Source organism: Sphingobium sp. B1D7B (genome assembly GCF_025961965.1).
Lineage (GTDB): Bacteria > Pseudomonadota > Alphaproteobacteria > Sphingomonadales > Sphingomonadaceae > Sphingobium.
In genome coordinates, this window is sequence record NZ_JAOQOR010000001.1 from 424,900 (window position 1) to 449,046 (window position 24,147).

Below are 24,147 nucleotides of genomic sequence, written 5' to 3' on the forward strand. Positions count from 1 at the left end.
GCCAAGCCATGGTTGCGAGGCATTCTGCTCTCATGGAGGCCGCGCTCTGCTCCAACTGAGGATTGGACGATGAGTGTTAATCGTCGGCGCCCAAGATGACTATTGGGCTTCCTATGAGGAAACATGCTGGTGGTTCCTGAGCTTGGATCCGCTAATGACGAATGTTGGTGGTTTCTCAGGCCGGCTGACTATGGGATTTAGCAAAACCGCTGAAATAGGCTTTCAAATTTGCGTCGGTGACAGGTTCAAGCAAGCTTGCCACCTGCTCTTCAAGGGTCGAGCCCTCGTTGACGTCGCCACCCCGCTGAAATCCCATCTCCCAACGCGCGAACGACCGTGCCGCGATTGCCTTGTTATTCAGTTGGACCACAGCATAGTGACGCTGATCCTTTGAAATGCGGGAGAACGTCGAATTGACGGCGTCTTCAGGGCCTTCGAGAACCTGAAGGAAGCGCCGATTCCCTACCACGAGCAAGCCCGTTACATCAGCGAGCCGGTTATTCCGTCGGGACGCGACCAAAATGTCCTCAAGCTCCGCATCCGAAAGCGTCCGACGGACAGTGCTGATATATAAAATGCGATGCATGGCAGGCTCCTTAGCGACCGGGCTAGGGATGCGATGTTAATCAAATACTTCCAGCACGGTGAGCCGAGTGCGCGAGCCGAAATCGACGAGGATTTGACTTTAAGTCATCAAATCCGCGTTCCGTTGCACCGGGCGGATTTCCCTGTGCGCCCCTCATTTCACAGCCATCCATAGCGGAGGCGGACTTCTCAGGACGCACCCGGCCGCTTTCGGCCTGGAGCGGATCAACCGCTTCGAACGAAGAGGGATCGGGCTCTGTCGACTTCTGACCAGCAGCGTCGCCGACATGGCGACTGGTCCAGTAACACCAAAACAAGCGCTGCTTGACCGATAAAACATGTAAACATATGTTTATAGTGGTGAGTGCGCGCAGGTCGAATTGGCCTATGTGTGAAATGTGAGCCGCGAGAAGACTTCTGGCCTGACGGCAAGAGAGGATGCAGATATGAAGATGCGGTTGCTGGTTGCCCTTGGGCTTGTCACCGCCTCGCTGGCCGCTGGCGCCGCTCCCGCCGCTCCATCGATCGCAAGCGAGGCCGAAGCCCCCAACATCCAGGTTCGGGTAGAGCGACGGTTGGTCCACTCACAAGCCATAACCGACAATCTTCTTGGGACCTCCGCCGAGCGCGAGGTCTTTGTCGTTCTTCCCCCGAGTTATGGCCGCGACATCAAGCGGCGATACTCCGTGGTTTACGCCCTGCACGGCTTCTCCATCGACGCGGCGAGCTGGATGCAGAAACTCGATGCGGCCAGGCGGATCGCTGCAGCTTTTGCTGCGGGAGTGCCGGAGGTCATTGTCGTGTTCCCCGATGGGAGCAATGAGTATGGCGGATCTTTCTATGGCAGTTCTACTGTCACCGGCGATTTCGAGACATTCATAGCGGATGAACTGCCTGCCTATATCGACCGGGAGTTCCGCTCGATTCCAGAGGCGGCCGCGCGTGGCTTGATGGGGCATTCCATGGGCGGCTACGGCGTCGCGCGCATTGGCATGAAGCGCCCAGGGCGGTTTGGCGTTCTCTACATGATGTCGCCCTGTTGCCTGAGCGCTCTCGGAACGCAGGGATTGACCGCAAAAGAAGTGAGGGAGATCAACGATCTTGCATCCCCTCAGGCAGCCCGGGGGCTTCCGTTCAAATATGCAGGGCCACTTGCGACAGCGGCGGCGTTCTCGCCCAATCCGGCGAAGCCGCCGCTCTTTGTCGATCTGCCGATTACGGAACAGGGCGAGTCGCGCGAGGCGATCATGGCCAAGCGCGCAGCCAATGCCCCGCTCAGTTTCATCGACCAGTATGTCGCTGCTCTCAGGACCTATCGCGCCATTGGCATCGACGTCGGCGATCAGGACACGATCGTCACCGCAGCAACCGAGCTCCATAAAAACCTAGACAACTATGCTATAAGCAATCAACTGGACATTTATCCGGGCGATCACAGCAGTAAAGTTCCGGAAAGACTGCAAAAAGAAGTCCTCCCATTCTTCGGAAAACATCTGAAAATTGTCGTAGATCGATAAACATATACATGAACTCCCTCAGCGAGATCATACATGTAGACAAGACATATCTGTAGTTGATCACATATTTTATCGCCCGACTCATCACAGTCCTGTCTCATTTTTACAAAATAGATACATCGCACCTCTACCAAATTTCTCTGGATTTCGCCGATTATTAGGATTGCAGCTGCCGAAAATGCGCGCTAGATCGCTAACCGGAAAAATATCCGGAAATATGGCGAGCATCGCGAGAGGCGACGAGAGGGTCTCCATTTCGCTAGAATTCGCCCGAGGGAGACTGAGATGAAAAACCTGGAATTGGCAACCATAAGCTCGGCAGCGCTGGTTCTCGCTTTGTTAGCAGGGCCGGCAAGCGCACAGGTTGGATCGGCATCGGCGGCCCCGCAAGCGACGCCACAGGACAGCCGGGCAGGCGGCCTTGAGGACATCGTGGTTACCGCCACGCGCCAGTCGACGAATTTGCAGGATACGCCGATCGCCATCACTGCGGTCACGGCCGAGGCGATCGAGCAGAAGGGCATCACCAGTGTCGGCGAACTGACCGCTGTGGTTCCCAACACGCAATTCCGGAAGTCGCAGGGTGCATTCGGGCCCGGTATCGACGCGACAATCCGGGGGATCGGCAATCGGGACACGAGCCTCGCCAGCGAGCCTGTCGTCGCTTTCTATCTCGACGACGTCTATTTCCCGACGCTGCTCGGGTCGAACTTCGATCTTCTGGATATCGAGCATATCGAGGTGCTTCGGGGCCCGCAGGGCACCCTGTTTGGGCGGAATTCGCTCGCCGGCGCGGTCAACATCATCAGCAAGCAGCCCTCCACCAGCGATGTTTATGGGCGTATTCAGATCACAGCCGGCTCCTATGACCGCATGGACTTCCGCGGCTCGCTAAATCTGCCGTTGAACGAGCAGCTCGCCCTCTCCGTTTCCGCGCTTTCGAAGAAGCGGACCGGCTATCAGAAGATCCTCGATTTCACCTGCGAGATGCGCGCGCGCGGCACGCCTGCGCTATCGGGCTCCTTGCCTTATGCCTCGACCCTCAACATGCCGACCGCCGGGTTCACGCCCAAGGATTGCGTCGTCGGCCATCAGGGCGGCGAAGATGTGCAGGCCTACCGGGGGTCCTTGCTCTGGAAGCCGTCCGAGGATCTGCGTTTCACGGTGACGGGCGACTATATCCGCGATACGAGCGAGAACAACGCCGATAGCATCGTCGGGATCATCAACAACCGGGTGTCCGGGACGGTCGTGTCCGCCGCCAACACCTTGGGTCTGGCCTATGACACCCGCTTCCTGACGGGCGATCCCTACAGCACCTATGCCAGCTTCAGCGATCCCATCGCCGCAGGCACGGTCATCCCAGGCAACACATTCTATAATGGCCTGCGGATCAATGGTGTGGCCGTGCGCGGCGGCGCCAGCTTTTCGCCGTTCATCGACCTCAAGAACTGGGGTGTCTCAGCCAAGATGAGCTGGGACATCAATCCCGACATCAATTTCCTCGCGGTGGTCGCGCACCGTGAGATGGTCGAGACCCATTCCTATGACGATGATGGCTCGCCGCTCAATGTGGTGTTGCGGTCCAATACCTTCTCGGAGGAATATTGGACGGCCGAAGCGCGCCTGTCCGGCAAGTCATCGTTCATCGACTGGGTCGTGGGCGGCTTCTACTTCACGGCCGATGGCTCGCAGCATGCCGCCTTTATCTCGCCCCAGAGCTCGTTCCAGCGGCTGATCGATTCTGAGTTCAACCCGACGAGCAAGGCGGTCTTCGCCAACGCCACGATCCGGCCATTTGGTGAAGCGCTCAGCTTCGTGGGCGGCCTGCGCTATTCGGACGATAAGAAGGTCGTCGACTTTTATAACGTCCTCGACACCTCGCCCAGCGCCAGCGACACGGTCTTTTACGTCGTTCCGCAGCAGACGCGGTTCGACTGGAAGGCCGGCGTCAATTATCAGCTGGCGTCCAACGCGCTCATCTATGTGTCCGCTGCGACCGGCAACTCGCTTCCCGGCTTTGATCCGCGCCCGCAACAGCCCTCGCAGATCGCGCAATATGATGGCAATGACGACATCGCTTACGAAATCGGCGCCAAGCTCGATCTCTTCGATCGTCGGGTGCGCCTGAATCTCGCGGCCTTCTATACCGACTTCAAGAACCGTCCTACTTCGATTTCGGGATCCGAGGCCCTACTGGACGCAAATGGTCAGCCCGTGCCCGGAAATCGCACGCTCGTCCCACTCGCGGGAGGCCCTGCGGGGTCGACCACCTGCGGAGCGGTCGTGGCGGCAGGCACCGGCATCACCTGCCTCGGACGGACCTACTATCGCAATCAGGCCGCAAAAATCCGCGGTTTTGAAGCCGAGTATACCATCAATCCCGTCGATGGCCTGCTCATCAATGGCTCGGTGGGGTACACCAAGCTGACGGCGCCGGATATTCGGGAGCGCGCAGTCAACCGGCGGCAGAATTCGCCGTTCTGGACAGCGAATGCGGGCGTGCAGTACACGGCGGAGCTTCCGTCACTGGCCGGATCGATCACGCCCCGGGTGGACTGGATCTATGAATCGAGCCAGGTGGTGTCCGGCACGTCGACCACCTTTGATAACCTTATGCCGGCGCGTTCGGTCTTCAATGCCCGCCTGACTTACGACAACGACGAATATGACTTCTCGATCGCCGTTGGAGCCACGAACCTGTTCGACAAGGTTTATTATTACAACGTGTTCGACTCCCAGGCGTTGGGCGCGGCCTACACCAACGCGCAGCCGGCGGCGCCGCGCCAGTTCTACCTGACTGTGGAGAAGAGCTTCTAATGATGCGCTGAGCCGAGCATTCGGCTTGCCCCAAAGCAACACAGGGCTGTCGGCTGGCGCCGGCGGCCCTGTCTGCTTCTGGCTCTGTCCGCCATGCAGGATCGGCTAAGGACGTCAGCTTGATTCTGACCGCCAGCCGTGGAAAGCAGAGCAGCATCATTCCCCGCGAAAAAGTCGGAATATTGAACATGGCCAAATCGAAAACGCAGACCGGGGAGCAGGAGGGCGTGCGCGCGGTGGATGACGACTTCATTCCCTCGCTGGAAAAAGGGCTAGCCGTCCTGGAGTTGTTCGGATCGGACAATCCTGACTGGACCTTGAGTCAGATTGCACGGGAGCTCAAGCTCACCCCGGGAACCACCCGCCGTATTCTGCGGACCCTGGAGAAGCTGGGCTATGCCGTTGCCGACGAGGGGCGTTTCTGCCTTACCCCCCGGGTTCTCAAACTCGGCTTTTCCTATCTATCGTCGCAGCCATTCGCTACCATCGCGAAACCGCTTCTCACCCAGCTTGCGCGCAGGCTGAATGCGACGTGCTGCATCACGGTGCTGGACGAGCGGGATGTGGTCTACATCGCGCGGGGCACGCACAAGCCGATCGAGCCCTTTTACGTACATGTCGGCGCGCGACTGCCGGCCTATGCGACGGCGCCCGGCAAGGTCCTGCTCGCCGGATTGGCGCCGGACGTCTTGGACGAGCGCCTGAAGGGCTGGGACTTCCAATCCTTCACGCCCAACACCCTTTCCAGTGCCGCAGCCCTGAAGGCCGATGTGGAAGAGGCTCGGAGCAAGGGCTACGCCCTGAACGATCAGGAGATATTCCTGGGCCAGCGCTCCATTGCCGTTCCCCTGTCGCTGGGCGGGGTTCAGGCGGCTTCGATTGTCGCAGCCGCCTCGGTCAGCAGTGCGTCCCTGGATCGGCTGGTGGCCGATCTGCTTGGCCCATTGCAGGAGGCTGCGATCGAGATCGAACAGGCGGCGTCTTCGCTGCTCTGACGGCAGCCGCACCGGCGCAACTAGTCCTTCCAGGAGGCCTTCCACGTCGCGCAGACTTTGTTGCCGTCGGGATCGCGCAGATAGGCGATATATGGCTGGCCGTAGCTGCCCGGCCGCGTGCCAGGCGTGCCATCGTCTACCCCTCCATTGGCCAATCCGGCACGATGAAACGCATCGACATGTTCCGGGCTTGGCGCCCGAAAGCCGATCGTGCCGCCATTCGCGAAGGTTGCCGGATCGCCATTGCGGGGCGCCCTGACGGCGAACCCTTGCTCGCCACAGCGATAAGAAAGCAGGGGCGCGTCCGGGGCGGCGGTATTGGCGTGCCCCAGTGCCCCCATCACGGCATCGTAAAACTGCCGCGCTCTCGCCAAGTCGTTCGTTCCGACAAAGATGTGATTGAACATCATGGTTGGGACACGCAGGCCCCTGCTGTGCACCCCGCCCGATCGAGGCGAATGCCCGAAACGGAGATACGCTGCATGACCCGCCGCTCGCCGTGATAATCATTGACGGCATAGTGCAGCACCTGGAGATTGTCCCAGAACGCCACCGTTCCCGGGCGCCACTTGAGACGGACCTGATATTCCGGTCGTTCGCACTTCTGGAACAGATATTGGAGCAAGGGCGCGCTCTCTTCCTGTGTCCATCCCTCAAAGTGGGTCGTGTAGCCGCGGTTGACGAACAGCGATTTACGGCCGGTGATCGGATGCCGGATAACCACGGGATGGGTCGCCTTCACGACCTTCGCCTTGGTGCCTGCATATTGGGGCAGCAGGGACATCGACGTGATGACCCGCTCGTTATTATGCTCTGCGCGCATCGTTTCGAGCTGGGTCTTGATGCCCTCGGAGAGATCATCATAAGCAGCCGCGAGGCTCGCAAAGACCGTATCGCCGCCGGCTGACGGCAGCACTTTCGCCGCGAGGATCGAGCCCCAGGATGGAATCTCGTTAAACGTTTGGTCGGCATGCCAGCCGCCGCCCACATTCTTGAGCTGCTGCTCTTCCTTCTCGATCATGGTGATCTGCGCATCCGCCACCGGCGCGCGCTTTGCGCCCGGCAAGGTAAAGCGGCCTGCAAATGCGCGTTGCCGGTCGGCGCTGAGATCCTGATCGCGGAAAAAGATGACGCCATTCTCGGCGAGAGCTTTTGTGATCTGCTCGATCGTCCGGTCATCAAGATCCTTGGAAATATCTACATTGCCAATTTCGGCGCCGATAAGACCGTTGATCCGCGTGATTGAAATGTCGTCCAAATTTCCTCTCCAACGCCCGCGATGCATCGCTCTTGTCTGGGCGGAAGCCTACTCAAGACGCCGCTGAAACCTGCCCGCGCCGCAATAAGCCGGAAAATATTCCGGATTTACAGATTGCATGGCTTTGTCTTGGACGCAAGCCATCCTCCGGCCTTGAGAAGCGGAAATTTCTCCGGTAGCATTCACCGAGCAATGGATGATGCAAGACCGGCGGTGGGAAACTGCCTCCGCGCCCTGCGAGCCTCCTGCCATTCGTCATCTGTCTTTCCGGGGAAGACCGAATCCATGAGAAGAACACTGCGCCGATTGATAGCGTTGACGAGCATCGGCAGCTTCTGCGTCGCCGCGAGTCCGTTCACGGCAACTCCCGCATTCGCTGCGCCCATCGTCCTTGAGCGGCAAGGTTCGTTCTCGGTCGGTGGTGCGCTGCTGGGTGACGCCGCATCGGGACATCTGTCGTGCGATCACGGCTTCGTGGAATATCAGATCCCCCGGCGGGCGCGGAAGACAGCGCTGCTGCTGTGGCACAGTTCCAGCGTGGCCGTGTGGCAAAACCGGTGGGATGGCGGCGAGGGCTTCCAGAGCATCTTCCTGCGCCGCGGCTTCCCGATCTACCTCTGGGATGGCCCGCGTGTTGGCCGCGCGAACTGGGGCTGCGAGGACTATACCTACAAGGCAGTGCCCGGCCGAGATGAGGGGAATTTCAAGGCCTGGCGCCTGGGGGAAGCCTACCCCAACTGGTTCCCGGGCATCCAGTTCCCCAAGGACGACCCGCAAGCCTGGGATCAGGCGATGCGCGCGCGGTACGATGAGTTCGACACTGTGCCTAACGCACGGCTGCAGAGCGCGGCGGCGGCAAAGGCTGTCGACCGGATCGGCCCAACGGTGCTTGTCACCAATTCCGGCGGCGGTTTCAGAGCCTTCATGACCGCGCTCGAGAGTGACAATGTCAAAGGCATCGTCGCTTACGAGCCACCCGGGTTCGTGTTTCCTGAAGGGGAAGGCCCGCCGGCCGGAAAGGGACCGTTCGGCCCGGTCAAGGTGTCCGCCGAGCAATTCAAACGGCTCACGCGCATTCCGATCCAGATCGTGTTCGGCGACCACATTGCGCAGTCGACGAACTGGAGTGCGGCCTATCGCGCGGCGACAACGTTTGTGGCGATCGTCAACGCCCATGGCGGCAAGGCGGAAATCCTGTCCTTGCCGGCCGCCGGCCTCTCGGGGAACACCCACCTCCCCTTTGCGGACCTCAATAATGTGGCCGTGGCCGACCTCCTCTCGGCCTTCCTTCACCGGCACGGGCTGGACGAGCGCTGACCACCGCCGTCGCCGGAAAGCCAGACTTAGGACGGGCGCGGCGGCATGGTCAGCCCACGCTGAACTGCCGGCCGCGCCAGTCCTTGTCCGAGCCATCGCGCGACGTGGGGCGTTGATCCGAAGTCAACCAACTCTGCCGCGTCGAACAGGCCGACAATATTGCGGATCCATCCGAGCAGCGAGATGTCGACGATCGAATAGTCCTTGCCAAGAAACCACTCCCGATCTTTGAGCCGCGTGTTCATGACGCTGAGTAGCCGAGCCGTTTCCGCCGCGTACCGGTCTCTGGGTCGCTTGTCCTGCCAGTCCTTGCCCGCGAATTTGTGGAAAAAACCCAGCTGGCCGACCATCGGGCCAACGCCCCCGACCTGGAACATCAGCCATTGCAGCGCTTCCCAGCGACCGGATGCATCGGTAGGCATGAACTGCCCGGTCTTCTCCGCAAGGTAGAGCAGAATGGCACCGGACTCGAACAGAGCGATCGGGGCTCCTCCCGGGCCGGAGGGATCGACGATGGCCGGAATCTTCCCGTTCGGGCTGATCGAGAGAAACTCCGGGCTCTTTTGCTCGTCCGTCGAAAAGGCGACGAGATGCGCTTCGTAAGGCAGCCCCGTCTCTTCAAGCATGATAGAGACCTTCACGCCATTGGGCGTGGGGACGGAGTAGAGCTGAATCCGATCGGGATGCTCGGCCGGCCACCGCCGGGTGATTTCCATCTCAGACAGGCTGGGCATCGCAATTCTCCGCTATGAGGGGGCCTGGGAAGCATCAACGCTCGAAAAGTAGGTTCTTGCCGCATCCGTCAGGTGATCGATGACCGCCTGTCGCGCTTCGAATGTGAAGCTTGCGGCGTGCGGCGTCAGGATCACATTCTCGAGGCGGGCCAAGCGCGGATCGAAGTCCGGCTCCTTGTCGAACACATCGAGCGCAGCGCCGGCGATGGTGCGATCTTGCAGGGCGTCGATCAACGCCTCTTCATCGATCACGGCGCCGCGCGCGATGTTGACGACGATGCCTTGGGGGCCAAGCGCGTCCAGGACCTCGCGGGTGACCATGCGCCGCGTCTGATCCGTCACCGCGCAGGCCAGCGCCAGAATGTCGCACGCGGCAGCGAGCGCGGTTACGTCGGAATGATAAGTGTAGGCGCAATCCGCCACCGGGGCGCGCGCATGGTAATCGACAGACATGCCCAGGCTGGCACATTTCTCGGCGAGCCTCCGCCCGATCCGACCCAGTCCGACAATGCCGACCCGCCGGGCGCTCACGCGACGGCCATTCATGAAGCGGTTCTCCGCCCAACGTCCGCTGCGCATGAACCGGTCCGCCGCGACGATGTTGCGCTCGGCGGCGTAGATGAGCCCGAGTGCAAAATCGGCCGCATCTTCCGTGAACTGGTCTGGGGTGTGCGCGAGGACGATCTGGCGTGCGGCCAGCGCCTCGACGTCGATATTGTCCAGACCCGCGCCGAGGGAGAGCACCAGCCCCAGATCCGGCAGCGCTTCCAGAAGGCCCGAGGGAATGCCAAGGACCGCCCGCGTGGCCACAGCGCGCACAGTCGATGGAATTGCCGTGACGGGCTGCGCATTCGCGCCTTCGAGCAGGACGGGGATCAACCGAAAATCGCGTTCGAGCGCGGTTCGCAAATCTGCGGGTAGCTCGGCGATGACGGCAATTTCGGGCAGGTCGTTCACGTTCGCTCCTTCTGGCTGACTTGCATGACCTAAAGAATTAGGTCAATAGCGCTAGCCCCGGCCGTCGCCCGACGGTGAAATCACGTCAGGAGGCAGAAGCATGACCAGCAACTCCGGAATCTCCGGTGACGGTCGTCCTCCGCACATCCTGCCGGCCGGCGCCTGGGATTGCCACACCCATGTTTTCGGGCCGCGTCGGCACTTTCCGCTCGCACCAGGCGGCGCTTACGAGCCTCCGTCCGCCGACCGCGACCTGCATCTTGCGACGCTCGACCGGCTAGGGTTCGATCATGCGCTTCTCATCCAGCCCTCCCTCTATGGCGACGATCATAGCGCCCTGCTGGATGCTTTGCGCCACGGCCAGGGCCGGCTGCTGGGAGTCGGCTCTGTCAGCGCGACGATCGATCGAGATAGACTGGCAGCATTAAGAGACGCAGGCCTCGTCGCCCTTCGTTTTGTCGGCGTGCCGGGGCCGGACGGCGGTCGCTATCCGGGGACGCAAGGCTTTGATCAGCTTGAGGATCTGCGCAGCGACATGCGCGCTCTCGGGCTTCACGCCCATGTGTGGGGAAGTTTGGAGCAATGCGCTGATCTGGCGCTTGGCGACGCTGGGAGCGATTTGCCGCTGGTGTTCGATCACCTCGCCGGTCTCTCGCCGGATGACCGTCCGGGCACCTATCGCTTCGACCGGCTGCTGGAGGCCATCGCTACCGGCTCGGCCTGGGTCAAGCTGACTTATTTTCGGCGGTCGGCACTGCCGGGCGCCTATAGCGACATGCAGCCGGTCGTATCCGCACTTGTAGACGCGGCACCCCACCGGGCGATCTGGGGATCGGACTGGCCCTTTGTACGGACCGCTCAGATGCCCGACCCCTCCGCCCTGCTCAATCAGCTCCGGTCCTGGGTGGGAGAAGAGGCTTTCCGTCGCTGCCTTTCAGACAACCCTGCCGCCCTTCTCGGCATGAAAATGCCTTGACCGTGCCAATCCCGACCCCTAGAACTAAAACCTAGTTATATGGGTATTCTCTTGTCATGATTACCGAGGATCTGGTGCAGGAGATATCGGAATCCCTCTACTCCGCCGCATTGCGGAGGGTTCCGCCGGATACGATCCAGGCGCTGGAAGCAGCACGGGAACAGGAGGCGCAGGAGGGCGCCAGGGCAACGCTCGATCTCATGGTGCGGAGCGCGCGCCTGGCAGAGGCGAAAGACACGTTCGTCTGCTCGGACAGCGGCGTGCCGACCTATTTCGTCGAAATCGGCGGGGCGGCACAGTGGCAGGGCGACCTCAAGGCCGCCATTACCCGCGGCTTCGATCATCTTGTCGAGACCATCTCACCGCCCCTTCTCAAACACGTCAATAATCCCTTGACGAACGAGCGCGGCGGCCCGGGCAAGGACATGCCCGCCATTACCGTCGATCTGCTCGGCAATGCCGATTATATCGACATCACCTGTGTGCCCAAGGCGCTCGGGTCCGGACGCTGGGCATCCTTGCGCACGTTGATCTCGCCTTCGCTGGAAGACATCGAAGCCTGCGTGCTGGATGCCATCATCGAAGCGGGGTCTCAGCATTGCCCCCCTGTCGTTGTTGGCGTGGGAATTGGCGGAAATTTCGACCTGACGGCCAAGCTCGCCAATCGCGCGACCTATCGTGAGATCGGCTCTCTCAACCCCAATCCAACGCTCGCGGCCATGGAAGAGCGGCTGACTGAGGCGGCCAATGCAACGGGTTTCGGCCCGATGGGGGTTGGCGGCATCACCACCGCTCTTGCCGTCCACATCGATTACGCTTTCGGTCATGGCTACACGCCGGTCGCGGTCTGCTTCAATTGCTGGATCAACCGCCGGGCGAAGGCGCGGCTCCATAGCGATGGCCGCGTGGAACGACTGTTCTGATGGCGGTCGTCTCGATCACATGCCCGCCTTCCCGGGAAGCGGTGGCCGCGCTCAATGTTGGCGATCTGGTCTATTTGAGCGGCGATATCGCCGTCACCGGCGGCCTGCCGGCCCACAAGCGGATGATCGACTGCCTTGATCGCGGCTTGCCACTGCCGCTCGCGATGGAGGGTGTTTTCATCCATCTCCCGCACATGATCGAGGCGCGGCCCGACGGCGGTTATGATGTGCAGTACGTCAATCCCACGACCAGCCGCCGCTTCGATGCCTATATGCCGCAGCTTATCCGGGATCTGGACCTGCACATCGTTGGCGGCAAGGGCGGCCTAGGCGCGGACGTCGCCAAGGTCATGGCAGAAACAGGCTGCGTCTACCTGTCGCTGCTTGGCGGCGGGAGCCCGATCCTGTCCGAAGCGATCAAAGCGGTTCTCGCCGTCGAATGGCGCGATTTTCCATCGCATTTCAGGCTGAGCAAGATGAGGGTCGAAAATCTCGGCCCTCTCACTGTCGGCATCGATGCCCGGGGCCGCTCCATTTACCAGTCTCTTGAAGATCAGGCGCGCAGTCGCCTGCCCGCAATCATGCAGACGCTCAAGCAGCGTCGCGTAGCAGCCGAAAGATCGTAATAACATGGCCAACATCCAGCCCCTCTTTTTCGATCCGAAGGACAGCGCGTCGTTCAAACGCGGTATCTTCAATGCCATCGTGGCCCCCAGGCCCATCGGCTGGCTGAGCACGGTCGACGAGCACGGCAAGTCCAATCTGGCGCCCTTCTCCTATTTCAATATCGTCTCGAACCTGCCGCCCATCCTCATGTTCTCCTGCAACACGCCGGAGGATCGGCCGGCCAAGGACACGTTGGCGAACGTTAGGAAAACCGGCGAGTTCGTCTTCAATCTCGTTGCTGCCAGTCAGCTCGAAGCGATGAACGATACCTCCTCGCCGGTGCCTTACGGCGTCGACGAATTCGAGCATTTCGGGATCGAAAAAGCGCCCTGCCGGGTCGTCGCCGCGCCCCGCGTTGCCGCCTCGCCCTGCAGCCTGGAATGCCGGGTCATCAAGGTGATCTCGTTCGGCGGCGGCGATCTGGGCCCGGAGACGAATGTCACGTTCGGCGAGGTGGTGGGGATGCATATTGCGCCCGGCTATCTGCACGAAGACGGGCATTTCGACACGCTCGCCGCCCGTCCGGTGTCGCGACTGGGCGGCGCCGAATATGCGGTGACGCAGGAGAGCTTCGAACTGGCGCGCAAGTTCAAGCGCGCCAACGAAGCAACCTATTGAGGGCCGAACACATGAACAAGCCAGTGCGAACGCCAATGCTCGTGGACCTGATGCCCGCTCCTGCCGATGAGCTTGGCCGCACCGCTGCCAGAGCGCAGAATTTCTCCATCGAGCGGGTCCAAAGCGGGCCCGCCGCATCGCATCGCTTCGCTTCGGAGCGGGAGATCATCCTGCTTCTTCCGCATGCCGGGGGAACGCTGAGCGGAGATCGGGCCATCGCGCTGCCCGGCGATAGCGTGGTCATCATCCCGGCCGGCGCCTATGCCTTCGCGTTGGACCGGCCCGCGGCCTTCTATCTTCTCGCGACCCATCGTGAGCAGGCCGACATGGCGATGCCCCGCAATGCCGACGCCTATGCTTCGCATGACGCGCGGGTGCGTCCCGTGGGCAAGGCTTATGAGCGCATCGCGCATGGGGGGGATGTCCGCATTCACCGGATCGAGGATGTGACCATTCCGCCCGACAATGGCAGGCTGCGTTTCCTTCAAAGCGACACCATGAGCATCAACTGGGTCGAATATGACGGGCTGCGGGACAATAGCGCGCTAAGCCCCCATGCCCATGCCGATCTGGAGCAGGCAAGCCTGGCCATCGAAGGCCAGTTCACCCACCATCTGCGGACCCCTTGGGGCCGCGATGCGCGGCTCTGGCAGGAGGATCAGCATCTGCCTGCCGGCCCTTCCAGCGTGGTCGTCATTCCGCCCGAGATCATCCACACCACGGAGGGCGTGGGGGATGGCAAGCATGTGCTGGTCGACGTGTTCGCGCCCCCTCGCGCCGACTTCATTGCGAAGGGCTGGGTGTTCAACGCGCACGAATATCATGCCGAGGCGGAGCCTGCGGCATGAGCCGGGAAGCGCCTCGCGGGCTGTTCATCAAGACTCCGGCGCCCCAGATTGTCGAGATCCTGGCGCTGGAGAAGCCGGACTTCGCGGTGATCGATGCGGAGCATGGCCCTTTCGACCGGGGCATGCTCGATCTCATGATGCTGGCAGGACGCGCGGCGCAGTTGCCCTTATTGGTGCGGGTTGCCGACGCCCAGAGCAGCTCGATCTGCAGCGCTCTGGATCTTGGGGCCGCCGGGATCATGGTTCCCCATGTCGCGTCGGTGGAGATGGCACGCGCCGTGGTCGCGAGCGCCCGCTATAAGGGCGGCAAAAGAGGCTATTCGAGCGCGCCGCGCCACGCAAATTACGGCTCGGGCTCGATGCGTGACGTCATCGATGCCGCGGACGATGTCCTTGTTCTGGTGCAAATCGAACATCCGGACGCGGCACATGAGGCGAAAGCGATTCTGGAGCTTGAGGGCGTGGACGGAATTGTGATCGGCCGGGCGGACCTCGCCGTCGCCTTGGGCGAAAGCGACGCCTCCTCCCCTGCTGTCGAAGCGATCGTGACCTCGATTTTTCAGGCCGTGGCAGACAGCGAAAAGATCAAGGGCGTCGTCGTCTCTAGCGAGGCGGAGCGCCGTTACTTCTCGGACATGGGTGCCAACTGGTATATCATGGGGAGCGATCAAAGCCTTTTACGGAAGGCAGCCCGGCAGCTAATGGCGGACTCTTTGTAACGGAGACAGGCTGTGAGCACGCATTCAACCCGGTCCAATCCGAAAGGCCCTGGTGGCCGGCCCGCAGGAGCCGCCGACCTCGGCAGCCGGGGCATCGCGCGCTATCATCAACTCGCGGCCGTCTTCCGCCGCCATATCGAGACGGGCGTGTGGGAAGTCGGCAGCCAGATACCGACCGTCGTTGAGCTGGCCCTGTCCTATGATGTGGCGCGGGAGACGGTCCGGCAGGCCCTGGGCATGTTGGCCGATGAAGGTCTGATCCGCCGATACCGCGCCAAAGGCACGTTCGTCACCGGCGCACCGCGCGATCAGATCTGGTGCCAGTTGGAGACCAACTTCCTCGGCCTGCTCCAGGCGCGGGAAGGCGCACAGATCGAACTGATCGGCGAGGAGCGCAAGGTCGGCATCGCTGGAACGATCGAGTTTGGCGTTGCCGACGGGGCCTATCGCAAGCTGAGCCGTCGGCACTGGCGCGATGACCAGCCCTATATGATCGCCGAGGTCTTCATTTCCGAGCGCTGGGCGAACAAGATTCCGCGCGCGGCGTTTACAAGCAAAACGGCGTTGAAGCTGGTCGCCGACATCGATGGCCTCGCCATTGCCGATGTGGAGCAGATCATGACCATCGGCGTAGCGGATCTCGACGCGTCGGTTTCCCTCCAGATCCCGCTCAACGCCCCTGTCGCGCAGATCGAGCGCTATGTGGTCGATGCGGACGGCATCCTCGTGCTGTTTGCCCGGAACACCTATCGCGGGGACGTCGTTCGCCTCAACATCAAGTCCAAATAGGCTTGAAACGGCTCTTTCTTGGCCATTTCCTCCCAATCTCCGCTTTACTAGGCCGTTAATCTGGATATATAGGTTTTATGTGAGGGAGAGCGTGCGCTGATGAGGGCGCGCTGTCGAGCCGGAGGGATGCAATGAACTGGCCACAGTTGATCGGCATAGGTTGCGCAGTGACATCGTCATGCGTCGGCGCCTTCGGGCTCTTCACCCTCAAGCCATTACCGCCATCAGCCCGGCTGGGCGCCCTCGCGACGCTGGATAGCGACGGAAACGGCCAGCTTTCGCGCGCGGAATGGGCATCTGGCGGTCGAAAGGCTGCCGCTTTCGACGCCCAGGATACCAACCGCAACGGCACCCTTGAACCCGCCGAGGTCCGGTCTCGGCGCGGCGCTGCTCGGAAGGATTGATTATGGATGCTCGGCCGGGCCTTGCCGGTGGCGCTCTCAAGCCAGCCGCCACCAAATTCTCCAGTCAGCAGCTCTGGGCGCTGACGATCCTGGGGATTTTCAGCGGCTTCAACATGGTCGATCGCGGCTTGCTGGCGCTCAATCTGGAGCCGATCAAACTCGAGCTCGGTGCGACCGATACCCAGATGAGCCTGGCCGCGGGCATCGGCTTCTTCCTGCTGAATGCCGTCGCCGGCGTGCCCCTGGCGCGTCTGGCCGATCGCTACAGCCGTCGCGACATCATCGCTATCGGTTTCGGCTTTTACAGCCTCATCATCGGCTTGATGGGGATGGTCACCAGCTTCATGGGGCTGCTGTTCACGCGCATGCTGCTGGGGATCGGCGAGGCATCGGGTAACGCGCCTTCCAGCGCAATGGTTAACGATCTGGTGCCGCCGCAAAACCGCCGGATGGCCCTTGCGAGCCTGCGGATTTTCGGCGCGATCATCGTTCTCGTGATGATGAGCAGCCTCGGCTACGTCACGGATCGCTACGGCTGGCGTGCGTCTTTCTACGTTCTGGCTTTGCCGGCGATCATCCTCGTGCCCTTGGCCATCTTCACCGTGCGCGAGCCGGAGCGCGAGAAGGATGCCCAAGGCAAGGCCATTGCGCCTGTCAGCCTGAAAGCGGCCTGGGCTCAGTGGCGCCGCTCGCCGGCTTTCCTGCTTGTGATTACCGGGTTCGCGCTGGCTGGCGTGACGTTGCAGGCCAACAGCGTTTGGGCGCCGGCCTTCCTCGTTCGCGTTCGGGAACTGTCTCCTACGGAAATTGGCGTGCTTTCGGGAATTTCGCGCGGCCCGGCTTTGCTCATCGGCGCGCTGGTCGGCGCATGGGTCACCGACCGGCTTGCCCGGCGGGACCATCGCTGGCGCTTCTGGGTGCCGGGGATCATGCTGATGCTGGGGGCGCCGGCCGAAATGACCTATCTGATGGCGGACGACTATTGGGTGTGGATGCCCGCCTATCTGCTCACCGGAATGCTCATCATGGGGTCGCAAGCCTCGACGGTTGCCATCTGCATGGACGTATCCGGGGCCGGTCTGCGCGCGACAGGGTTGGCCTTCGCGCTTCTCGCCAGCAATTTCCTGGCCGATCTCATCGGGCCGACCAGCATCGGCCTGATGAACGATACGATCTTCGCCGATCTTGGCGTCCACGCATTGCGCTATTCGATGGGAATCGTGGCGTGCTCGGCGGCCGTTGGCGGCTTTCTGATCTTCGTCGCCTCCCGGTTTGAGACGGAGCAAACCCGATCCGGTTAACAGATCGCGGCGGGACTTGGACATATTGGGCGGATCGGCGTTCGCCGCCTGCCCTACCCCGCATGATCCGTTCGGTTTTTGCCTCCTGGATTTAACATCATGATCGACAAGACCTTTGCATCCCTGATCGAGGCGACAGCGGATATTCCTGATGGCGCCTCGGTGATGATCGGCGGGTTTGGAACCGCTGGCATGCCGGACGACCTCGTCGACGCGCTGATTGCGCGGGGCGCGGGCAACCTCACCATCATCAGCAACAATGCGGGCAATGGCGAAACCGGCCTCGCAGCTTTGATCCGGGCCGGATGCGTCGCGAAGATCATCTGCTCCTTCCCGCGCCAGGTCGATTCCCACCATTTCGACGCGCGCTATCGGGCCGGAGAGATCGAGCTCGAACTCGTGCCGCAAGGCAATCTCGCGGCGCGGATACAGGCCGCCGGTGCGGGCCTTGGCGCCATCTTCACGCCCACCGGCTTTGGCACGCAACTCGCAGAGGGCAAGGAAACCCGCCGCATCGGCGAGCGCGATTATGTGCTGGAATATCCTATCTCGGCGGACTTCGCGCTGATCAGGGCGCATCGCGGCGACCGCTGGGGCAATCTCGTCTACAGCAAGACGGCCCGCAACTTCGGCCCGATTATGGCGATGGCGTCCAAAACATGCATCGCTCAGCTGTCCGAAATCGTCCCGCTGGGAGCCCTCGATCCTGAAGCGATCGTGACGCCCGGCATCTTTGTCCAGCGGGTGGTGCAGGTCGATCGCCGGCGCGTGGCCGCCGCATGAGGAGAAGCCTGCCATGAACCGACGCGATCGCAATCAGCTTGCCCAGCGCGTGGCGCAGGACATCCCGGAGGGCGCCTACGTCAATCTTGGCATCGGACTGCCAACCAAGATCGCGGATTATCTGCCCGCAGATCGCGACATTTTCCTGCAGAGTGAAAACGGCTTGCTCGCCATGGGGCCTGCGCCAGCGCCGGGCGAGGAGGATTGGGAGCTGATCAACGCCGGCAAGCAGCCGGTCACCCTGCTGCCCGGCGGCGCCTATTTCCACCATGCGGACAGCTTCGCGATGATGAGGGGCGGCCATATCGATATATGCGTGATGGGCGCCTATCAGGTGTCCGTGACCGGCGATCTCGCCAACTGGCATACCGGCGAGGAAGGCGCGATCCCGGCTGTCGGAGGCGCCATGGATCTCGCAATCGGCGCCCGGCAGACCTTTGTGATGATGGACCTGCTGACCCGGCAGGGGAAAAGCAAGCTCGTGGCCGAGTGCAGCTATCCGCTGACAGGGCTGGCCTGCGTGTCCCGCGTTTACACCGATCTAGCGACCTTCGAGGTCGGGCAGGCAGGCGCCCGCGTCATCGACATGGTGGATGGCCTCGGCCTTGATGACCTCCGTGCGCTCACCGGGGTCCCCTTGGAACTCACGGCCGGAGCGCAAGGCCTCTGCGGATCGGGGCAAGAGGCATGAGAGAGGCCTTTATCTGCGATGCCATCCGCACACCGATCGGACGCTATGGTGGCGGCCTCTCCGGCATAAGGGCGGACGATCTGGGCGCGCTGCCTATCAAGGCGCTGCTCGAACGCAATCCGCAACTCGACCCAGCCGCGATCGAGGAGGTGTTCTACGGATGCGCCAATCAGGCGGGCGAGGACAATCGCAATGTCGCGCGGATGAGCCTCTTGCTTGCCGGGCTACCTGTCACGGTGCCGGGCGTAACCCACAACCGCCTGTGCGCTTCGGGCCTGGAGGCCGTCAGCGCGGCCGCGCGCGCAATCGGCACGGGCGAGATGCAGCTTGCGCTGGCCGGCGGTGTGGAGAGCATGAGCCGCGCGCCGCTTGTCATGGGCAAGGCCACAGGCGCTTTCGACCGCGGTCAGCAGTTGATGGATACCACAATGGGCTGGCGCTTCGTCAATCCAGCGCTGGATGCCGCCTATGGCACGGAGACGATGCCGCGAACGGCCGAGAATGTCGCATCGGCATACCAGATCAGCCGCGCGGATCAGGACGAATTTGCGCTCCGCAGCCAGCAGCGTGCCGCCGCGGCCAGAAGCAGCGGCTTCCACGACGGTGAAATTCTGCCGGTCGCGGTGCCGGGAAAGGTGCGTGGAGAGACGGATCTCATGTCCTTCGACGAACACCCGCGCCCCACGACCTCCCTTGAAACGCTCTCGCGGCTGAAGCCCTTGTTCGGTGCCGAGGGCACCGTCACCGCCGGCAATGCGTCCGGCATCAATGACGGCGCGGCAGCGATGATCATCGCGACCGAGCAGGCTGCGAAGACCTTTGGACTGACTCCCCGTGCGCGCATCCTCGGCGCGGCCGCGGTGGGCGTGGAGCCCGGGCTGATGGGAATCGGCCCGGTACCGGCCACGCAAAAGCTGATGCAGCGCCTCGATCTCACCATCCGTGACTTCGACGCGATCGAGCTGAACGAAGCTTTTGCCAGCCAGAGCCTGGCGGTCCTCCGGTTGCTCGGGCTGGAGGACGATGCGGCGCACGTCAATGCGCATGGCGGCGCCATCGCGCTGGGGCATCCGCTCGGCATGTCGGGCGCGCGCCTCGCGCTGACATTGGTGCGTCAATTGGAACAGACCGGTGGCAAACGCGGGCTCGCCACCCTTTGCGTGGGCGTGGGCATGGGTCTGGCGCTGGCGGTGGAGCGCGTCTGAACAGGCGGTTGCAGAACTTACACGAAACAACCCACGCTAGGCGCCGGCCTTGAACGGGAGGGCCGGAGACCGGCCCTCCCTCAGCCTCAGTATCTCACCCGAACACCGGTCTGGAAGCGAGCGCCCAGCGTGTCGAAGAACACCGGGTTCGTGGGGTAAGGCGAGCCGCCGCTCCCGCCGGTAGCAACCGCAATCGGCGGAGATTTATCGAACAGATTTTCGATCTTTCCGAAAATCTCGAAGTTCTGATCGCCCGAGCCGAAGGGGATGCGATAGGTCATCGCCAGATCCACATAGGTCGCACCGTCGAAACGATTGACGCTGATGCTGTTGGGAAGAGAAGGATCATAACCCCCGTCCTCAGGACCGATCTTGGTCACGTCGCCAATGCCGGAGCCGATCCGCCGCAGCTGCAGGACACTGGTGAAGCCACCCTGATTATAGGTGACCGATGCATTCCACCGCCACGCCGGCGCCGGATTGAAGTCGGCCCGGCCCACAAGAGGCCCTGTCATGCCGGCATAGTCGAGAGCGCGCACATTGGGGTCGGGTTGGACCTTGAGATCATATTGATGCGCCGCAAGTACCCGCAGGGTCAGCGCGCCGTCCCAATTGCTTGCCACGTCGGACAGCGGAAGATTGTACTCCAGTTCGAAATCAAGGCCGCGATAAGTGATCAGGCCCAGATTGACCTGACGGGCATCGATGAAGCTGATGTCGGCCAGATTGCCGCCATTGAATGTTATGCGGTCGCAGAAGGTGTCGAACTGATCGCACAGGTCGACAATCGACTGGCCCGACAGCGTGGTGACCGCATCCTTGAGCTTGATCTCGAACCAGTCCGCCGAAAAGCGCAGGCCCGGGACGAAGGCAGGTTGCAGCACGATCCCCGCTGTCGTCGTGTCCGCCTTCTCAGCGCCCAGCTGGAAGCTGCCGCCGCTCAGGATCGGCGTGGCATCATTAGCGTTGCCGCCGGGCCCATTGGGATTGCGGACGGTGCCCTGCGAGGTGCCAGGGTCGGTCGGCACCTGCTGCAGGAACAGCTCCCGGAAGCCCGCAGCGCGGATATCGCGAGACCGCGATCCACGAAACCGCACGCCCCGCAGCGGTTCATAGATGGCGCTGAGCTTCCAGCTGGTGGCGGTTGTCGACTTCGCTTCGTCGGTGATGCGGTTCTTGGCGCTGTTGCGCGTGTACCGGATCGCGCCGTTAAGATCGAGCCGCTCGGCTCCTGGCAGCCCGGCCAGCAAAGGCGCGTTGAGTTCCGTAAAGCCTTCAAGAACCTTGATGCTTCCGCCGTAATCGAGGCCGAAGGTGAAAGCGTAATCAAGGTAGTTGGGAATGTCGCCATGGGTGACATTGCCGCTTTCCGTCCGGTACTCGCCGCCCGCCGCAAAGCCGATCGGCCCCGCGCCAATGCCGCCAAACAGATCGCCGGTGATGCTCGCGGCCAGGACGTGCTGATCATAGACGAAGTCTTCGAACACCGGCCGATAGACATAATCGATCGCGGCTTGCGTCAGATTGTCGAGGCCGAAGAAGTTTGCCGGAGAGCAACCGACCGCAATGGGGTTGGGGTTCGGTTTCAACAGCTCTGCGCATACGATCGTGCCAGGAGCGACCCCCAACACATTGCCCGCCGGCGCGCGAACGGCATCGAGAGCGAAGGTGAAGGGCGTGTTGACGCGCGAGCGATTGCGCATCTGATTACGCTCATTGTGCCCATATTGGTAATAGGCGTCCCATTTCCAACTGCCGCCGAGATCGCCTGAGAGGGCAATCACGCCCCGGTACACTTCCACCTCCGCGCGGCTGTAGGACGGGATTTGACCGTCAAGATCCTTGCCGAAACTGAATGAGGCACCGCCCAGCAGAGCGGCAAGCTCCTGCGGAACATAGGGGTTGGTGGCTTTTACGAAGAAGGTGGATCGCGGACCTGCCGTCAGCGTGGCGGCTCGGGCGATCCGCTTGCCATAGTTGAACTCTCCGGACAGCTTCAGGCTATCGCTGAGCGCAAATTCGGCGGCCGTATAAGCGACAATGCGCTCCAGCCCGGCCTGAAGGCTGGCATCGTCATAGTTCGAAATGCCATCGCTGCCTTGGACCTGGCCGATGGTGCTGTTGTTGACGAACTCGCCCTGATCGAAGGGCACGATTCCCCTGCCATCAGCCGTGAACCGATAGTTGCGTGCCGCGAGCGGGGCGGGCGCGCGATTGCGCACGACGCCATAAGGTGTGTTGAATGCCAGCGCGGAATCCCGGCCCAAAACATAGTTGGGCAGCCCGAAGCCCGGCGAGCCCGGAACATTGTATCCCGACGGTTGGCCATTGGGCAGGATATTATTGGCGTTCTCGAAGATATCCCAGCCGGCCTGACACCAGCGACGGGCATTGAAACAGCTCTCGATCTCGTCCTGATCCTGATATTCGACCCCGACGATGATGTGACCGCGATCCCCCGCGAAAGAGGTGCCATAGGCCAGCGACCCATGGATCTTGCGCCCGTCGCCACGAAAGGTGAGGCCGGAATCAACCTGCGCGCGCAGGCCCGTCATCTTATTGTCGAGGATGATATTCACGACCCCCGCGACAGCATCCGAGCCATAGGCGGCCGAGGCGCCACCCGTCACGGTCTCCACCCGCGCAATCAGGGCGCTGGGAATGAGGTTGAGGTCAACGGCCCCGCCGTCCCCGGTCGGCACGAAGCGGCGGGTGTTCACCAGCGTGAGCGTGCGGGTTCCGTAAAAAGGGTTCAGGCCACGGAGGTTCGCCGTCGCCGACCCCACCTCCGCGCCAGACGCATTGCCCGGGTTGGTGTCCGAAATGGCACTGGTGATCTGAGGGATGCTGTTGAGAACATCCTGCGAATTGGTCTGCACGAGGTTCCTGATCTGCTCGGCGCCAATCACGGTAAGCGGCTGAGGGGAGTTGAAACCGCTGGTACGGATGCGTGATCCGGTGACGACGATCGACTCCTGCTCCGCGGCGGCCCGCGCTTCAGGGGACCCGGCCCCCTCCCCATCTTGCGCATGCACAGGTGCTGCTGAGCAAATGCATCCCAGGGCGACCGCCCCAACAGATGCCATCAAGTGATTCCGCGATATGTTGTGCCGCACCGTCTATCTCTCCCCATCGCCCGATTACATTACCGGTAACTTTTCCGGTAAATCCTAGGATGGAGATTGGGCCTTGGCAAACCAACTATCGGCAATTGGGTCAGTATGCCTTTTTAGGCAAGCAACTGAGCCGTTCTGATCAAAGCAGGTAACCGCGTCGGGAGCGCCACCTATCGCGGCCTTGTCAGAACCCGCACTCTCCTGGAGTGCCAGCTCCACCGTGGCAACCTCGTGACGTCCCACATGGTCGAGCGCTCAAAGCGGCCCGTCTGCGGCAATAATTCACCGCTTCGATGAAGCCATGTGCGCATATTGATCAATGAAGTGATCGTCGGCGAGAGTAGCGAATCCCACGTCATCGGGCATGGCGCACACGCTGCCATCGAAACTGCAGCGATTTCCGCCGCCGCCTCAAAGAAGGCCTAAATGCTCATCTTTGACTGGGAATGGTGCGGTCGAGAAGACTCGAACTTCCACGGGCTTTCGCCCACAACGACCTCAACGTTGCGCGTCTACCAGTTCCGCCACGACCGCACATCAGGGAGGTGGGAGCCGATGGCCCCCGGGTAGGCGGCGGCCTTTAGCAAAGGGATTCGGGGCATGCAACCATCCTTCGCACTTCATCGTGATATAGCGTGAAACGCGGCGTGGGATCGGGCTGTTCACTTGACTTGCGCGCCCCTGCAGGCGATCCAGCAGGGCGCTGACGTGCCCAATGCACGCGCTTTTATCACGATTTTTGCAGTCCTTGTGTCGCGGGCGCTAAAAGCCCGACCATGGCTGCGCCGGAAGGACCGATCCGATGCCACGCGGCTGTGCTGACTATGCATTCCGTCACTTCGATACTCCGCAACCTGCGCCGCGCGAATCAGTATGGCCGATGCGTGCGCGGAATGCATAACCTCTCCCGGTCCGCCTCCCTCTT

The 24,147-nt window shown here is 61.9% G+C and carries 22 protein-coding genes and 1 tRNA gene; 16 read left to right on the forward strand and 7 right to left on the reverse strand.

The window, feature by feature from the left end:
* Positions 1-175: 175 nt before the first annotated feature.
* Complete coding sequence (locus M2336_RS01935; RefSeq protein WP_264573770.1) at positions 176-586, reverse strand: BLUF domain-containing protein; 411 nt, start codon at positions 584-586, stop codon at positions 176-178.
* A 445-nt stretch (positions 587-1,031) separates the two neighbouring features.
* Between M2336_RS01935 and M2336_RS01940 the strand changes: the two genes are divergently transcribed.
* The 3 genes from M2336_RS01940 (at position 1,032) to M2336_RS01950 (ending at position 5,917) form a co-directional block, all read left to right on the forward strand.
* A complete protein-coding gene (locus M2336_RS01940) occupies positions 1,032-2,102 on the forward strand; it encodes an alpha/beta hydrolase (RefSeq protein WP_264573771.1) in 1,071 nt (356 codons plus the stop codon).
* Positions 2,103-2,387: 285 nt separating this feature from the next.
* Positions 2,388-4,922: a TonB-dependent receptor gene (locus tag M2336_RS01945; protein ID WP_264573772.1), complete on the forward strand. Its 2,535-nt coding sequence runs from the start codon at positions 2,388-2,390 to the stop codon at positions 4,920-4,922.
* A gap of 119 nt (positions 4,923-5,041) precedes the next feature.
* On the forward strand, positions 5,042-5,917 hold the full coding sequence (locus M2336_RS01950; protein ID WP_264573773.1) for an IclR family transcriptional regulator C-terminal domain-containing protein: 876 nt from the start codon (positions 5,042-5,044) through the stop codon (positions 5,915-5,917).
* 20 nt (positions 5,918-5,937) lie between these two features.
* Here the strand turns inward: M2336_RS01950 and M2336_RS01955 are convergent, their stop codons facing one another.
* Positions 5,938-6,327: a VOC family protein gene (locus M2336_RS01955; RefSeq protein ID WP_319801485.1), complete on the reverse strand. Its 390-nt coding sequence runs from the start codon at positions 6,325-6,327 to the stop codon at positions 5,938-5,940.
* Complete coding sequence (locus M2336_RS01960; protein WP_264573774.1) at positions 6,324-7,175, reverse strand: TauD/TfdA dioxygenase family protein; 852 nt, start codon at positions 7,173-7,175, stop codon at positions 6,324-6,326. Before M2336_RS01960 ends, M2336_RS01955 begins: the two co-directional genes overlap by 4 nt.
* A 285-nt stretch (positions 7,176-7,460) precedes the next feature.
* On the opposite strand from M2336_RS01960, the gene M2336_RS01965 reads away from it, so the two are divergent.
* Positions 7,461-8,492, forward strand: coding sequence for an alpha/beta hydrolase (locus M2336_RS01965; protein ID WP_264592519.1), 1,032 nt, complete (start codon positions 7,461-7,463; stop codon positions 8,490-8,492).
* 26 nt (positions 8,493-8,518) lie between these two features.
* On the opposite strand, the gene M2336_RS01970 is transcribed toward M2336_RS01965, so the two are convergent.
* Positions 8,519-9,226 (reverse strand): glutathione S-transferase N-terminal domain-containing protein, encoded by a 708-nt coding sequence (locus M2336_RS01970; protein ID WP_264592520.1) that lies wholly within the window; start codon positions 9,224-9,226, stop codon positions 8,519-8,521.
* Positions 9,227-9,238: 12 nt separating this feature from the next.
* A complete protein-coding gene (locus M2336_RS01975) occupies positions 9,239-10,183 on the reverse strand; it encodes a 2-hydroxyacid dehydrogenase (RefSeq protein ID WP_264592521.1) in 945 nt (314 codons plus the stop codon).
* Positions 10,184-10,283: 100 nt separating this feature from the next.
* On the opposite strand from M2336_RS01975, the gene M2336_RS01980 reads away from it, so the two are divergent.
* From M2336_RS01980 to pcaF, 12 genes are all read left to right on the forward strand, one after another.
* Positions 10,284-11,159, forward strand: coding sequence for an amidohydrolase family protein (locus tag M2336_RS01980; protein ID WP_264592522.1), 876 nt, complete (start codon positions 10,284-10,286; stop codon positions 11,157-11,159).
* Positions 11,160-11,215: 56 nt separating this feature from the next.
* Positions 11,216-12,082, forward strand: coding sequence for a fumarate hydratase (locus M2336_RS01985; RefSeq protein WP_264592523.1), 867 nt, complete (start codon positions 11,216-11,218; stop codon positions 12,080-12,082).
* Positions 12,082-12,708, forward strand: a complete 627-nt coding sequence (locus tag M2336_RS01990) for a fumarate hydratase C-terminal domain-containing protein (RefSeq protein ID WP_264592524.1) — start codon at positions 12,082-12,084, stop codon at positions 12,706-12,708. Before M2336_RS01985 ends, M2336_RS01990 begins: the two co-directional genes overlap by 1 nt.
* 4 nt (positions 12,709-12,712) lie before the next feature.
* Positions 12,713-13,366, forward strand: coding sequence for a flavin reductase family protein (locus M2336_RS01995; RefSeq protein ID WP_264577242.1), 654 nt, complete (start codon positions 12,713-12,715; stop codon positions 13,364-13,366).
* Positions 13,367-13,377: 11 nt separating this feature from the next.
* Complete coding sequence (locus M2336_RS02000; protein WP_264592525.1) at positions 13,378-14,214, forward strand: hypothetical protein; 837 nt, start codon at positions 13,378-13,380, stop codon at positions 14,212-14,214.
* Positions 14,211-14,933: an HpcH/HpaI aldolase family protein gene (locus M2336_RS02005; RefSeq protein ID WP_264573783.1), complete on the forward strand. Its 723-nt coding sequence runs from the start codon at positions 14,211-14,213 to the stop codon at positions 14,931-14,933. The genes M2336_RS02000 and M2336_RS02005 overlap by 4 nt, the downstream gene beginning before the upstream one ends.
* Before the next feature lie 12 nt (positions 14,934-14,945).
* Positions 14,946-15,722 (forward strand): GntR family transcriptional regulator, encoded by a 777-nt coding sequence (locus tag M2336_RS02010; protein WP_264573784.1) that lies wholly within the window; start codon positions 14,946-14,948, stop codon positions 15,720-15,722.
* Between the two features lie 131 nt (positions 15,723-15,853).
* The gene (locus tag M2336_RS02015; protein WP_264573785.1) at positions 15,854-16,126 is read left to right on the forward strand and encodes a hypothetical protein; all 273 of its coding nucleotides are present in this window, start codon (positions 15,854-15,856) and stop codon (positions 16,124-16,126) included.
* A 2-nt stretch (positions 16,127-16,128) separates the two neighbouring features.
* The gene (locus tag M2336_RS02020; RefSeq protein WP_264573786.1) at positions 16,129-17,427 is read left to right on the forward strand and encodes an MFS transporter; all 1,299 of its coding nucleotides are present in this window, start codon (positions 16,129-16,131) and stop codon (positions 17,425-17,427) included.
* A 99-nt stretch (positions 17,428-17,526) separates the two neighbouring features.
* Positions 17,527-18,210, forward strand: coding sequence for a 3-oxoacid CoA-transferase subunit A (locus M2336_RS02025; RefSeq protein WP_264573787.1), 684 nt, complete (start codon positions 17,527-17,529; stop codon positions 18,208-18,210).
* A 13-nt stretch (positions 18,211-18,223) separates the two neighbouring features.
* Positions 18,224-18,901, forward strand: coding sequence for a 3-oxoacid CoA-transferase subunit B (locus tag M2336_RS02030; RefSeq protein WP_264573788.1), 678 nt, complete (start codon positions 18,224-18,226; stop codon positions 18,899-18,901).
* Entirely contained in the window at positions 18,898-20,106 is a 1,209-nt protein-coding gene (pcaF, locus tag M2336_RS02035) for a 3-oxoadipyl-CoA thiolase (protein ID WP_264573789.1), read from the forward strand. Before M2336_RS02030 ends, pcaF begins: the two co-directional genes overlap by 4 nt.
* Before the next feature lie 86 nt (positions 20,107-20,192).
* Here pcaF and M2336_RS02040 read toward each other — a convergent pair whose 3' ends face one another.
* Both M2336_RS02040 and M2336_RS02045 read right to left on the reverse strand, forming a co-directional pair.
* Positions 20,193-23,141 carry a TonB-dependent receptor plug domain-containing protein gene (locus M2336_RS02040; RefSeq protein ID WP_264573790.1) on the reverse strand — a complete coding sequence of 983 codons (2,949 nt, stop codon included), beginning with the start codon at positions 23,139-23,141 and terminating at the stop codon, positions 20,193-20,195.
* Between the two features lie 528 nt (positions 23,142-23,669).
* Positions 23,670-23,756: transfer RNA gene (locus M2336_RS02045), tRNA-Leu, on the reverse strand.
* Positions 23,757-24,147 lie beyond the last annotated feature (391 nt).

Bases quoted from the DNA above. Each gene is read 5' to 3' on its own strand.
- M2336_RS01935 (WP_264573770.1), bottom strand. From the start codon at position 586: ATGCATCGCATTTTATATATCAGCACTGTCCGTCGGACGCTTTCGGAT.
- M2336_RS01940 (WP_264573771.1), top strand. From the start codon at position 1,032: ATGAAGATGCGGTTGCTGGTTGCCCTTGGGCTTGTCACCGCCTCGCTG.
- M2336_RS01945 (WP_264573772.1), top strand. From the start codon at position 2,388: ATGAAAAACCTGGAATTGGCAACCATAAGCTCGGCAGCGCTGGTTCTC.
- M2336_RS01955 (WP_319801485.1), bottom strand. From the start codon at position 6,327: ATGATGTTCAATCACATCTTTGTCGGAACGAACGACTTGGCGAGAGCG.
- M2336_RS01965 (WP_264592519.1), top strand. From the start codon at position 7,461: ATGAGAAGAACACTGCGCCGATTGATAGCGTTGACGAGCATCGGCAGC.
- M2336_RS01970 (WP_264592520.1), bottom strand. From the start codon at position 9,226: ATGCCCAGCCTGTCTGAGATGGAAATCACCCGGCGGTGGCCGGCCGAG.
- M2336_RS01980 (WP_264592522.1), top strand. From the start codon at position 10,284: ATGACCAGCAACTCCGGAATCTCCGGTGACGGTCGTCCTCCGCACATC.
- M2336_RS01985 (WP_264592523.1), top strand. From the start codon at position 11,216: ATGATTACCGAGGATCTGGTGCAGGAGATATCGGAATCCCTCTACTCC.
- M2336_RS01990 (WP_264592524.1), top strand. From the start codon at position 12,082: ATGGCGGTCGTCTCGATCACATGCCCGCCTTCCCGGGAAGCGGTGGCC.
- M2336_RS01995 (WP_264577242.1), top strand. From the start codon at position 12,713: ATGGCCAACATCCAGCCCCTCTTTTTCGATCCGAAGGACAGCGCGTCG.
- M2336_RS02000 (WP_264592525.1), top strand. From the start codon at position 13,378: ATGAACAAGCCAGTGCGAACGCCAATGCTCGTGGACCTGATGCCCGCT.
- M2336_RS02005 (WP_264573783.1), top strand. From the start codon at position 14,211: ATGAGCCGGGAAGCGCCTCGCGGGCTGTTCATCAAGACTCCGGCGCCC.
- M2336_RS02015 (WP_264573785.1), top strand. From the start codon at position 15,854: ATGAACTGGCCACAGTTGATCGGCATAGGTTGCGCAGTGACATCGTCA.
- M2336_RS02020 (WP_264573786.1), top strand. From the start codon at position 16,129: ATGGATGCTCGGCCGGGCCTTGCCGGTGGCGCTCTCAAGCCAGCCGCC.
- M2336_RS02025 (WP_264573787.1), top strand. From the start codon at position 17,527: ATGATCGACAAGACCTTTGCATCCCTGATCGAGGCGACAGCGGATATT.
- M2336_RS02030 (WP_264573788.1), top strand. From the start codon at position 18,224: ATGAACCGACGCGATCGCAATCAGCTTGCCCAGCGCGTGGCGCAGGAC.
- pcaF (WP_264573789.1), top strand. From the start codon at position 18,898: ATGAGAGAGGCCTTTATCTGCGATGCCATCCGCACACCGATCGGACGC.